This is a genomic window from Planctomycetota bacterium, from assembly GCA_021414025.1.
Lineage (GTDB): Bacteria > Planctomycetota > Phycisphaerae > Phycisphaerales > SM1A02 > SYAC01.
Genome location: JAIOPG010000002.1, coordinates 227,393 through 240,574, shown reverse-complemented (window position 1 = coordinate 240,574; position 13,182 = coordinate 227,393). Strand labels below are relative to the sequence as shown.

The 13,182-nt window shown below is 62.3% G+C and carries 8 protein-coding genes; 7 read left to right on the top strand and 1 reads right to left on the bottom strand.

The genetic code is table 11. The features are described from left to right. Window positions 1–63 precede the first annotated feature (63 nt). Complete coding sequence (locus K8R92_01690; GenBank protein MCE9618605.1) at window positions 64–1,140, top strand: PCRF domain-containing protein; 1,077 nt, start codon at window positions 64–66, stop codon at window positions 1,138–1,140. Between the two features lie 52 nt (window positions 1,141–1,192). Here the strand turns inward: K8R92_01690 and K8R92_01685 are convergent, their stop codons facing one another. Beyond that, a complete protein-coding gene (locus tag K8R92_01685; protein MCE9618604.1) occupies window positions 1,193–2,479 on the bottom strand; it encodes a serine hydroxymethyltransferase in 1,287 nt (428 codons plus the stop codon). Window positions 2,480–2,834: 355 nt separating this feature from the next. Between K8R92_01685 and K8R92_01680 the strand changes: the two genes are divergently transcribed. The 6 genes from K8R92_01680 (at window position 2,835) to K8R92_01655 (ending at window position 13,118) form a co-directional block, all read left to right on the top strand. Then, window positions 2,835–4,688 (top strand): hypothetical protein, encoded by a 1,854-nt coding sequence (locus tag K8R92_01680; GenBank protein ID MCE9618603.1) that lies wholly within the window; start codon window positions 2,835–2,837, stop codon window positions 4,686–4,688. A 215-nt stretch (window positions 4,689–4,903) separates the two neighbouring features. After that, window positions 4,904–6,904, top strand: a complete 2,001-nt coding sequence (locus tag K8R92_01675; protein MCE9618602.1) for a hypothetical protein — start codon at window positions 4,904–4,906, stop codon at window positions 6,902–6,904. A gap of 114 nt (window positions 6,905–7,018) precedes the next feature. Beyond that, window positions 7,019–8,911, top strand: coding sequence for a hypothetical protein (locus tag K8R92_01670; GenBank protein MCE9618601.1), 1,893 nt, complete (start codon window positions 7,019–7,021; stop codon window positions 8,909–8,911). A 69-nt stretch (window positions 8,912–8,980) separates the two neighbouring features. Further along, entirely contained in the window at window positions 8,981–11,038 is a 2,058-nt protein-coding gene (locus K8R92_01665; GenBank protein MCE9618600.1) for a hypothetical protein, read from the top strand. A 214-nt stretch (window positions 11,039–11,252) separates the two neighbouring features. After that, window positions 11,253–11,738, top strand: a complete 486-nt coding sequence (locus K8R92_01660; GenBank protein MCE9618599.1) for an MGMT family protein — start codon at window positions 11,253–11,255, stop codon at window positions 11,736–11,738. A 33-nt stretch (window positions 11,739–11,771) separates the two neighbouring features. Then, complete coding sequence (locus tag K8R92_01655) at window positions 11,772–13,118, top strand: UDP-glucose/GDP-mannose dehydrogenase family protein (protein ID MCE9618598.1); 1,347 nt, start codon at window positions 11,772–11,774, stop codon at window positions 13,116–13,118. The last annotated feature ends 64 nt before the right edge of the window (window positions 13,119–13,182 follow it).

Below are 13,182 nucleotides of genomic sequence, written 5' to 3'. Positions count from 1 at the left end.
GCAGCCGCGCTGAACTCAGCGCGGCTGTTTCTTTTCTGATCCCCCACTTCGCAGGATCCATTCATGGAACCATCGCCCCGGCTTCTTGAAAAACTCGACGAGATCGAAGCCAACTTCCAAAGCGACGAGCGGAAGATGTCCGATCCCGACATCCTTTCCGACCACCGCAAGGTGACGGCACTGGCCCAGCGCCGCGCCGCCGTCGAGCCGCTGATCGCCAATTTGCGCCAGTGGCGGCGGCTGGATCGCGAAACCCGCGAGTGCGAGGCGCTCTCCAAGGACAAGGACGCCGAGATCGCCGCCATGGCCCGCGGGGAAATCCATGCGCTGCAGACCGCCCGCGATCAATCGTTGCAGTCGCTCATCAGCACGCTGGTCATGGCGGATGATCGGGCCATCGGCAGCCTGATCCTGGAGGTGCGCGGCGGCGTGGGCGGGCTCGAAGCCGCACTGTGGGCGGGCGACCTGTTGCAGATGTACCGAGCCGCGGCGGAGCGCAGCGGCTGGAAATGGGATGAGATGGAAATCAAGCATGGCGACGCCGGCGGCGTGACACACGCCATCGTCCGCATCGAGGGAACGGGCTGCTGGAACGCGCTCGGTTACGAAAGCGGCGTGCACCAGGTGAAGCGAGTACCGGCCACCGAGGCCGCGGGTCGCGTGCACACTTCGACCGCTACGGTGGCGGTGCTGAGCGAGCCGGAGAATGTCGAATCTGAAGTCGACCCCGCCGAGGTCCGCGAGATCCTGACCACGGCGCAGGGTCCCGGCGGGCAAAACGTGAACAAGGTCGCCACCGCTGTGAACCTGATCCACGAGCCCACCGGCATCGAGGTGCGCATGCAGGAGACGCGCAGCCAGCTGCAGAATCGCGACAAGGCGTGGCGGCTGCTGCGAGCGCGAGTGCATGAGCGGCGGCTAGCCGACGCGGCGGCCAAGCGCGGCGAGCAGCGGCGCAGCATGATCGGCGGCGGCGAGCGGGCGGAGAAGATCCGCACCTACCGCTACAAGGAGAACATCGCGGTCGATCACCGCGTGGAGCAGTCCTTCAATTTGCAGAAGCTGCTCGCAGGCGACCTGGATGAACTGGTGCGGGCCTTGGAAACTCGAGACATCGCGCAGCGCATCGAAGTACTGTGAACTGTGGCGCGGAGCGGCGACTTATTGTTTGCCGCGAAGGCGGCACACTCACCTAGTGCGGCAGCGGAAACTTTTCGCAGAACACGCGGATTTCCTCGCGCACCGTGTTGGCCACGGTGGCGTCGCCCTTTGAAATCATGACGCGGTCAAGCCACGCCGCCACTTGCTTCATCTGCGGCTCCTTCAAGCCGCGCGTGGTCAGGGCCGGCGTGCCCAGTCGCAGGCCGCTGGTCTGCAACGGCGGACGCGGATCATTGGGTATGCCGTTCTTGTTCACGATGATGCCGGCGTTCTCGAGCCACTTCTCCGCGTCGGCGCCAGTGAGCGCCGCGTCGCGCGGACGCAGATCGACCAGCATCAAGTGATTGTCGGTGCCGCCGGTGCACAATCGATAGCCATGCGACTGCATCGCCTCGGCCAGCGCCTTCGCGTTGGCGACCACCTGCTTGCAATAGGTCTTGAACTCCGGCTTGAGCGCCTCGCCGAACGCAACGGCCTTGCCCGCGATTACATGCATGAGCGGTCCGCCCTGGCTGCCGGGGAACACCTTGCGGTCGACCTTGGTGGCCATCTCTTCGTCGTCGGTCAGGATCAACCCGCCGCGCGGCCCGCGCAGCGTCTTGTGCGTGGTGGTGGTCACCACGTGGGCATGCGGGAAAGGACTTGGATGCACGCCGGTGGCAATCAGACCGGCGATGTGGGCGATGTCCGCCATCAGCAGCGCCCCCGCCTTGTCGGCGATCTTGCGGAAGCGGGCGAAATCGATCACGCGTGAATAGGCGGAGTATCCGCAGATGATCACCTTGGGCTTGACCTCAAGCGCGATCTTTTCGATCGCGTCGTAGTCCAGCAGCTCGCTCTTGGGATCGAGCCCGTACTCCGCGATCTTGTAGAAGGTGCCGGAGAAATTCGGCTTCAGGCCATGGCTCAAATGCCCGCCGCTCTTGATGGGCAGGCTCAGCACGGTGTCACCCGGCTCCATCATGGCCATGAAGGCCGCGACGTTGGCGTTGGCGCCGCAATGGGGCTGCACATTGGCGAACTTGCAGTTGAACAATTTCTTGGCGCGGTCGCGGGCCAGGTTCTCGATCTCGTCGTGATGCACGCAACCGCCGTAGTAGCGCTTGCCGGGATAACCCTCGGCGTACTTGTTGGTCAGCCAGGAGCCAACCGCATGCATGACCGCAGTCGAAACATGGTTCTCGCTTGCGATCAACTCAAGTGTTGTGGCCTGTCGCTCCGCCTCACGGGCCATGATCCCCGCCACGGCCGGATCCTGCCCCTGCAGCAGGTCAAGCAGCCCCTGCGAAAGTGCGTCCAGCGGAACGGAAGTTTTCATGTGCGAGGTGGCGGCGTGGCTCATTCGCCCATGGTAACTGGTGCCGTAGTGCTAACAACCGCAGCACATGCTCCGACTTTGGCGATGACCCGGCGAAATAGGGATATTTTGCGGATGAATCAACGTTCCGTCCTCGCTCAAGTCTGGATTTTGTTTGCCCTGGAGGTGTTTGGAGTTAGACTGCGAGCATTCCGGAAGTCATATGAAAACAACGCCGATTTCACTTCCCAACCCAGGCCACGCCCTGGTTCGACTCTTGACCCTAGCCGCGATTGTTTTCATGGTGGTGCCTGCATCAAGTGCGCTTGCCCGTGACGCCGGCACAGTTGTTGCCTGGGGGGATCCTCCTCTGTTTGTGAACTGCAAGGCAACCGCTGCAGGCAGCAACCACACGGTGGCCTTGCTTGAAAACGGATCGGTCGTGGCGTGGGGAGCAGGCTCGTCAAACATCATTTCCATTGGCACAGGCGAAGTCGGGCAATCCGTCGTGCCTCCCGGGCTTGGCCCCTGCCAGGCCATTGCCGCGGGATATGTCCACACAGTGGCACTGACCGCAAATGGAACCGTCGTGGCCTGGGGCGCGGGAATCACAAACTCCGGCACGGATCCTAATCTTGGTCAATCCATCGTGCCCGCAACGCTTGGACCATGCAAGGCGATCGCGGCAGGCCAATACCACACGGTTGCAATCCAGGAAAATGGAAACGTGGTGGCGTGGGGAGCAGGAATAACAAATACCGGTACGGATCCAAATCGTGGACAGTCCATCGTGCCCGCAACGCTTGGCGCCTGCAAAGCAATCGCCGCAGGCTGGAACCACACAGTCGCGATCAAGGAGAATGGGGTGGTCGTTGCATGGGGAGCGAATAGCCAAGGTCAATGCAATGTGCCTGTAACACTCGGACCTTGCAAAGCCGTTGCAGCGGGACAATTTCACACTGTTGCACTCCAGGAAGATGGCACAGTTATTGCATGGGGCGACAACACCTACGGCGAATCCACAGTCTCTGCGACTCTGGGTCCCTGCAGGGCAATTGCAGCGGGCAGTTTGCACACTGTGGCTCTTATGGAAAATGGCACAGTCGTAAACTGGGGTTACAACTTGTATAGCCAATGCAATATCCCGTCAGCACTTGGCCTTTGCAAAGCGATCTCCGCGGGCGCTTTGCATACGGTCGCCATCCAGGAAAATGGATCCGTTATGGCGTGGGGCCAGAACTACGCCAGTCAACCCTATGTGCCGGCAACTCTGGGTGAATGCAAAGCTATTGCCTCAGGCTACGACCACACTTTGGTCGTTAAAGATAGTGGCACTGTTGTTGCGTGGGGAAACTCAGCCAATGGGAAAACCACTGTGCCTCCAACACTTGGAGCCTGCAAAGCCATTGGAGGAGGCCGTTCATTCTCCATCGCTTTGAAGGAAGACGGCAGTGTGGCCGGCTGGGGATCGAATTTGAATGGCCAACTCACCGTGCCGGGGACTCTTGCACAATGCAAGGCCATTGCGGCTGGCAACGCCCACTCTGTGGCTCTCCAGAACAACGGCACAGTTGTGGCGTGGGGCTTGAATAGCAATGGCCAATGCAATGTGCCTCCAGCTCTCGGACCATGCATGGCCATCGCCGCCGGAAATGCCCATACCGTTGCACTCAAGGAAGATGGCACTGTCGCAGCGTGGGGGGAAAATGCGAGAGGTCAGTGCAATGTGCCTGCGAATCTAGGGCAGTGCAAAGCAATCGCTGCAGGCAACGCCCACACAGTCGCGATCAAAAGTGATGGCACGGTTGTGGCTTGGGGTGCGGGGTTGACCAATTCCTGGACCAATGAGAACTACGGTCAATCCCTTGTGCCGGCGACTCTTGGAGTCTGCAAGGCGATCTCAGCGGGCGTGTATCACACCGCAGCCGTTCAGGAAAATGGATTCGTCGTCGCGTGGGGCCGGAATGACTACGGTCAAACTTCAGTGCCCGCGACCCTAGAAAGATGTGAAGTGCTCGCGGCAGGCAACCGGTATACCGTCGCAATCCAAGCGTCGAATGCGTGTCTTGGCGATCTGGACGGCTCCGGAGAAGTTGGATCGGAAGATCTTGGCCTGATGTTCCTGGATTACGGCCCATGCGGCGGATGCGCTTCCGATCTGGACGACTCGGGCGAAGTGGATGGAGCCGATCTCGGCATGCTGCTGCTCAGCTACAGTCCGTGCTCGTGACGCGTTGCAGGTGGTGCGACGACCGACACCTTTCAGGACTTATCAGCCCATTTCCTCGGTGAATCCCGACTTTTTGTTTGCTTTCAGCGGGTTTACGGTCATACTGCGAAAGCCCGATGAAGACCCAATCACCAAATCAATCGTCCTCGATCCGGCGACGACCCGGTGTGGCTGCTGCATTGCGGCACCTCGCGTCTCTGGCTGTTGTTGTCTGCATGTCGTTGTATGCCCCCGCGGCCTCGGCCAGCGATACCGGTTCGGTCGTCGCCTGGGGAGGCGAAGATCCGCCCTCCACTCTCGGCCCTTGCACGACCATTTCCCTGGGCTGGGTTCACATGGTCGCGCTGCAGCCGGATGGCACAGTCGTGGTCTGGGGTGCCGGCACCATCAGCGCGGATGAAACTGACGCGTGGCCGAGCTTCGGACAAATCCTAGTTCCTGAGAACCTTGGTGATTGCAAAGCAATCGCCGCGGGTCTGCTGCACACCGTCGTCCTTCAACAGGATGGAACGGTCGTGGCCTGGGGCACAGAAGGCATGGCACCCGGCAACTGGCCCAACATGGGTCAGTCGGAAGTTCCGGCGGATCTTGGTCCCTGCAAGGCGATCGCCGCCGGCTGGGCTCACACCGTTGCTCTGCGCGAAGATGGCACTGTGGTGGCGTGGGGTTCCAACGAGTACGGCGAATCCACTGTGCCCGCGGACCTGGGTCCGTGCAAGGCCATTGCCGCCGGTGCCGCCCACACCGTGGCGTTGAAGGATGACGGAGCTGTCGTGGTGTGGGGCAATGATGACGATGGCCAGTGCACTGTGCCGGCGGATCTTGGCGCGTGCAAAGCGATCTCGGCGTGGGGCCAGCAGGTCGTGGCGCTGCGCGACAATGGCAGCGTTGTGGTGTGGGGTTCCAATGACTACGGCGAAGCCAATGTGCCTGCTGATCTTGGCGCCTGCAAGACCATCGCCGCCGCCGGCGATCACACGATGGTCATTCTGGAGAATGGAAGTGTCGTCCTCTGGGGCAACAACGCCTACAGCCAGTCCACGCTTCCGCCCAATGTCGGCGCCTGCATTTCGATTTCCGGCACCACCGGCCAATCCGCACTGGTTCTGGAGAATGGCGATGTCCTGGCATGGGGCCGCAACATCAATAGCCAATGCATCGTGCCGGAGGAGCTGGGTTCATGCAAGGCCGTTGCCGCAGGCGACTATCACACAGTGGCGCTGAAGGACGATGGAACCGTTGTGGCCTTTGGCGGCGGAGCCAACAACGCGGGCACCTTCTATGAATTCGGCCAGTGCGATGTGCCGGTGGATCTGGGAGCGTGCAAGACCATCGCAGCCGGCGCCTTCCACACCATGGCGATCCGCGAGAATGGCACCGTCATCGCATGGGGCCGCAATGACTATGGTCAGTGCAATGTGCCGGCGGACCTGGGCCCCTGCAAGGCGATTGCCGGCGGCGGAAATCACTCCGTTGCGATTCGCGAGGATGGAACGGTCGTGGCCTGGGGCTCGGGAAGTGTTGACATGGGGACTTACCCTGACTTTGGTCAGTCCATCGTGCCGGCGGATCTGGGTCCGTGCAAAGCGGTCGCCGCGGGACTCTTCCACACCGTTGCTCTTCTTGAAAATGGAACCGTCGTGACCTGGGGCGAAGGATCCGGCGGCGCAAATGCTTGGCCGGACTACGGTCAATCCGTCGTGCCGGCAGATCTCGGCCCATGCACGGCCATTGCCGCGGGCAATCTGCACACGCTCGCTCTGCGCGAGGATGGAACGGTCGTGGGCTGGGGCGCCGGCGTCGAGGACTCCGATGACGATGCCGGCGACGATTGGCCGCAATATGGCCAGGTGCTCGTGCCGGCGGATCTGGGACCCTGCAAGGCGATTGCCGCGGGTTCATTCCACAGTCTCGCGATTCAGGAAAACGGAACACTCGTGGCGTGGGGTCTGCGCGACTATGGTCAATGCAGCCTTCCTGCGGGTCTCGGCGCCTGCATCGCGATCGCCGCCGGCGAGGTGCATGATGTGGTGATTCAGGCTACGCCATGCCCATCCGATCTGGATGGCTCGGGCGAAGTGGATGGCGGCGATGTCGGACTGATCCTGCTGGACTTTGGTCCCTGCGACGGCTGCCCGAGCGACCTCGACGGTTCCGGCGAAGTGGATGGCGGCGATGTCGGACTGATCCTGCTGGACTTTGGCGCTTGCCCGTAACGTGGCGCTGCAAACAATGTGAATAGGCGTGGTGTTATGGACCCAAGATTCCTTGGACACGGGGTTTATTGTTTGCTTCAAGTGTGATTTCGGTCATACTGAGGCGTCCTCCTCATGAACCGGTTGTTCCCTAGGTTTTTCCCCAGTTTTTTCCGAGGCGCAGCGCTGGTCGCGATTGGATTTTTCGCGATCACGACGCGCGCCTCCGATGTCGGACAGGTCGCGGCATGGGGCGCGGGAGATCCCCCCGCTTCGCTCTATGCCTGCAAGTCGATCGCCGCGGGCGACGATCACATGCTCGCCATCCAGGAAGACGACACGGTCGCGGCCTGGGGCAGCAACTACTCCGGCCAATGCAATGTGCCGGGTTTTCTTGGCCCCTGCAAAGCCGTGGCGGCCGGATATCGCCACTCCGTGTCCCTCTCAATGGATGGAACAGTCTTCACCTGGGGCCTGAACAGCTACGGCCAGACCACGATTCCCGCGACACTGGGGCCCTGCAAGGCGATCGCCGCCGGCGACGACCACACCCTTGCGCTTGAGGAGGATGGCCATGTCGTGGCCTGGGGCTACAACGGCAATGGTGAATCGAATGTGCCCCTGTCGCTCGCTCCCTGCAAGGCGATCGCCGCGGGCTTTTATCACAGCGTGGCTCTTCAGGAAGATGGAACGGTGGTGGCCTGGGGCAACAACTCCTATGGCCAGTGCCAGGTGCCGCCGACACTGGGCGAATGCAAGGCCATCGCCGCGGGATACCGACACACGGTGGCGCTGCAGGTCGATGGAACCGTCGTGGCCTGGGGCTACAACTATTACGGTGAATCCACGGTGCCTCCGACGCTCGGTCCCTGCAAGGCGATCGCCGCGGGCAACTTCCGCACGGTCGCGCTGCAGGTGGATGGAAGCGTCGTCGCCTGGGGCTACGACAACGACGGACAGATCACCATGCCCGCGTCGCTCGCGGCCTGCACGGAAGTTTCGGCGGGCGGCAACAGCTTTGCGGCGCTCCAAGAGGATGGCATCGTCGTCGTTTGGGGCATCAACGCCTGCGGCCAGGCGGTCGTGCCCGCGGACCTTGGCGATTGCAAGACCATGGCCGCGGGATGCAAGCATTCGCTGGCCGTCCGTGAGAATGGAACGGTTGCGGCCTGGGGTCTCAATGACTTTGGCCAGTGCTCCGTGCCCGCGGAAATGTCTCCATGCAAGGCGGTTTCCGCGGGCTTTGCGCACAGTGTCGCACTCACCGAGGATGGAAATGTCGTGGCCTGGGGGGATGACTTCTACGGTCAGGTCACTCTGCCCGAGGAACTCGGCGTCTGCAAGGCGATCGCGGCGGGGCAATTTCACACGGTCGCGCTTCAGGTGGATGGAACGGTCATGGCGTGGGGCTGCAACAACTACGGTCAGACCAATGTGCCGGCAAATCTCGGCGCCTGCAAGGCGATCGCCGCGGGTCGCTACCACACCGTGGCGCTGCGCGAAAATGGAAGCGTGGTGGCCTGGGGATGGAACGCCCATGGTCAGTGCTCGGTGCCGGGAAATCTCGGCCCCTGCACGGCGATCGCGGCGGGCTATGGCCACACCGTGGCGCTGCAGGACGATTACATCGTCAAGGCCTGGGGCTACAACTACAACGGCCAGTGCAATGTGCCGGACACGCTGAGCCCCTGCGTGGCGATCGCCGCGGGTTACTACCACACCATCGCGCTGCAGGAGAACGGCGTGATCGTGCCCTGGGGCTACAACGGCTACGGCCAGGCCAATGTGCCGGCGCACCTCGGCGCCTGCAGGGAGATCGCGGCGGGCTACGTGCACACCGTGGTGCTGCTGAAGACGCCGTGCCCAGCCGACTTGGATGGCTCCGGCACGGTGGACACCGGAGACATCGGCATGGTCCTGCTCGACTTCGGCCCCTGCCCCGGTTGCGTCGTCGACCTGGACGGCTCAGGCGAAGTCGACGGCGGCGATGTTGGTATGGTGCTGCTCGACTTCGGAACTTGCCCTTAAAACACATGAACTGGAATTCAAGTGAACCTCACATCGATTTCGTTTCGAAACCATTTCACATGCTTAACCATGGCCGTCATTGCGTTGTTCACGGCTGGGGAAGCCGCGCACGCCGAAAACGCGGGTGACCTGGTGGCCTGGGGGAGCAACAGCAATGGCCAAACCACATTGCCGGTGAACACGCACCGATGCAAGGCCGTTGCCGCCAGCGTTTCTCACTCCTGGGCGCTGGACAAAAATGGAATCGTCGGAGGTTGGGGCATCAACACCTACGGTGAGTCCACCGTGCCTGCGACCCTAGGAGCATGCCAGGACATTGAAGCCGGTCGTTACCACACTGTGGCGCTCAGGGAAGATGGAACGGTCGCCGCCTGGGGCGCGGGTACGACCAACACAGGAAGTACCCCCCACTATGGTCAATCCATAGTCCCTGCAAACCTGGGAACATGCACGGCGATTGCGACCGGCCGATACCACACGGTCGCGATCCAAGCGGCTGGGACCGTCGTCGCCTGGGGGGCGGGAACCACAACAACCGGCAGCGACAACTTTGGACAATCCATTGTTCCTGCATCCCTTGGGGCCTGCAAGGCGATCGCCGCGGGCTACTACCACACCGTGGCTATCAAGGCGGATGGAACCGTCGTGGCGTGGGGGGCGGGAACCACGAATACCGGATCCAGCAGCAACTACGGTCAATCCATGGTCCCGGCCAATCTGGGTCCTTGCAAGGCGATCGCGGCAGGCGGCTACCACACGGTGGCCATCAAGGAAGATGGAACGGTCGTGGCGTGGGGTGCGGGAACAACGAACACGGGCTTCTCCTTGAACTACGGTCAATCCATGATTCCTCCGACTCTTGGTGCCTGCAAAGCCGTTGCGGCGGGCACCTACCACACCATCGCACTTCTTGAGAATGGATTGCTCGTGGCCTGGGGTCGGAACGACGATGGACAAACCACCCAGGGCGGCATTCTTCTTGGGCCATGCATTGCCATCGCCGGCGGATTAAGCCACACCCTTGCGGTTAAGGAAGATGGAACCGTCGTGGCCTGGGGAAGCAGCATCGACGGACAAACCACGGTGCCGCCCGGCGGCTATCTCAAGGAAATTGCAGCGGGCGGCTTCCACTCCGTGGCGATCACGGAATCCGGGATGGTCGCAGCCTGGGGGGCCGGAACCACGAACACCGGCACGAACAACAATTTCGGACAATCCCTCGTGCCGGCAAGTCTTGGCGCCTGCAAAGCGGTCGCGGCGGGCTCCTACCACACCGTGGCCCTCAAGGAGGATGGAACGGTGGTGGCATGGGGCGCGGGAGCCACCGACACGAACACAAGCCCTCATTACGGCCAATCCATCGTCCCGGCAAACCTTGGCGCGTGCACGGCCATCGCGGCCGGCGCTTTCCACACCGTGGCCATCAAGGCCAATGGAAGTGTGGTGGCGTGGGGAGCTGGAACTTCAAATCTCAACACAAACAATCACTACGGCCAATCGATGGTCCCGGCGTCCCTTGGACCCTGCAAGGCCATTGCCGCCGGAGAGCGTCACACCTTGGCCATCCAAACCAGCGGTCTCGTCAAGGCCTGGGGGAACAACTCCTTTGGACAATCCACCATTCCGGTGTCCCTTGGTTTGTGCACCTCGGTCGCCGCGGGGGCCTTTCACAGCGTAGTGATTCGCGACACCGGATTCGTTCTGGCGTGGGGCGCGGGCACCTTCAACACAGGCGTGAGTCCCCAATATGGGCAAGCCATCATTCCTGCGAATTTATCCACTTGTGCCACCATCTCCGCCAACGGCTACTACACCGTGGCTCGACGTGATGGCGGATCGGTTGTTGCCTGGGGAAGAAACGACACGGGTCAAACCAATGTGCCCGCGACTCTTTCGAGCAGTTTTGCAATTGCCGCCGGCTTCGGCCACGCGCTGGCCATTCAATACCCTGTCATCGAGTGTCCGGCCGACATCGATGCATCGGGCGAGGTGGATTCGGGCGACATCGGGCTCATGCTGCTCGATTTCGGACCTTGCAGCGGCTGCTCCACCGATCTGGATGGCTCAGGCGAAGTGGATTCCGGCGATGTCGGATTAGCGCTGCTCGACTTCGGCACTTGCCCCTGACAAATTTGCCGATGCGCAGTGAGCAAAGTGCTATCACCAAGCGAGTTTAGCGCAGGGGCGAGTCTGCGAGCCCCGGAGCGTTGTCTGAGCGACTGATAGCACTTTGCTCACGGAGCGATCGGTTGTCTGAGCGACTGGGGCTACTTCTTTTCGCAAAGCGCCTCAGCTTCGTCGAGAAATCAACGCGCACATGGCGGCGTGGTATAAATCTTGAATGAAGCACAAGGTTCGAACTCCCGCCGGCACCATTGACATCGATGCATCACGCATGGATGCGAAGGATGCCGACCGAGCCGCACTTCTGATCGCCAGACATCTCAAGGGCAAGCGCGTGAGCTTCGCATCGATCCCCACGCCCAGGGCGAGCCCCTTCTTCGAGAAGTGCTGGCGCGCCTGCCGGAGCATTCCCGCGGGGCAGACGCGCACCTATGGATGGCTGGCCGCGGCGGCCGGGAGTCCCTCGGCGGTGCGAGCCGCAGGACAGGCCATGCGGCGCAATCCCCTGCCGGTCATCGTGCCCTGCCACCGTGTGGTGGCTTCGACCGGACTTGGCGGATTCGCCGGCAGCGACAACCCGCGCGGCGGCACCTTGAAATTGAAGGTCTGGCTGCTCAAGCGCGAGGGCTGGCGGGAGTCGAATGCGCAGGCCTCAGGCAGGCCGCCTTCGCGGATCGCCTCAAGAACCGCCGCCAAGCGGTAGCTATCCTCTGGGTCTCATGCAAGGAGCGACGCGATGAAACTCACCATGGTCGGCACGGGATATGTGGGCTTGGTCACAGGGGCCTGCTTCGCCGACACCGGCAACGACGTCCTTTGCCTGGACGTGGACGAGAAGAAGATCGCCAAGCTCCGCCGCGGGGAAAGCCCCATTTATGAGCCGGGATTGAGCGAAATGCTGGCCAAGAACATCGCCGCCAAGCGGATCCGCTTCACCCTGGACAAGGCCGAAGCCTACCGCCACGCCGACGCCATCTTCATCTGCGTGGGCACGCCCAGCGGCGACGACGGCAGCGCCGATCTGCAGTTCGTGCTCTCGGTGGCCCGCGACATCGCCGACGAGTTGGAGCGCATCGGCCCCACCGCCAAGCCCAAGATGGTGGTGGTCAAGAGCACGGTGCCGGTGGGGACCAGCCACAAGGTGCGCGACGCCATCCGCGCCCGCACCAAGGTCGCCTTCCACATCGCCGACAATCCGGAGTTCCTCAAGGAAGGCGACGCGATCGGCGACTTCATGAAGCCCGACCGCGTGGTGTGCGGCGTGGAGAACGAGCACGCCGGCGAGATGATGCGCGAGCTCTACGAGCCCTTCGTGCGCCAGGGCAACCCGATCTACATCATGGACGTGCGCAGCGCCGAGATGGTGAAGTACGCCAGCAACGCCATGCTGGCCTGCAAGATCAGCTTCATCAACGAGATCGCCAACCTCTGCGAGAAGTATGGCGCCGACATCAACAACGTCCGTGAGGGCATGTGCTCCGACCGGCGCATCGGCAATCAGTTTCTCCATCCCGGGCTGGGCTACGGCGGCAGCTGCTTCCCCAAGGACACGCTGGCGGTGGTGGGCATGGGCAAGGCCGCGGGCTTCGACTGCAAGCTCAATGCCGCCGTGCACGAGGTGAACCAGGACCAGCGCGCCCACTTCTGGCAGAAGATCGAGGCGGAGTTTCCCGGCGGTTTGCGGGGGAAAAAGCTGGCCTTCTGGGGGGTGGCCTTCAAGCCGCGCACCGACGACATCCGCGAGGCGCCCTCGATGGCTCTGATGCAGCTGGCGCTGCGGGCCGGCGCCCGCGTGCGCGCCTTCGACCCGGTGGCTCTGCCCAATCTGGCGCAGGAGATGCCGCAGGTGGAGATCGCCACCGACATGTACCAATGCCTCGAGGGCGCCGACGCGCTGATCGTCTGCACTGAGTGGAGCGAGTTCCGCTCGCCGGACCTGGATCGCGTGAAGAGCTTCCTCTCGGCGCCGCTGGTCTTCGACGGGCGCAACCTCTACCGCGCCCACACCATGCAGGAGCATGGCTTCGACTACATCTCGATCGGCCGCGAAACCGTGCGCGGCGCCGCCAAGAGCCGCTCGTGACATGCAGAAATTTTCCGGTTGTCAAGAGCAAAAAAGCCTAATTTTTGCGAGTTTTTGACTGGGT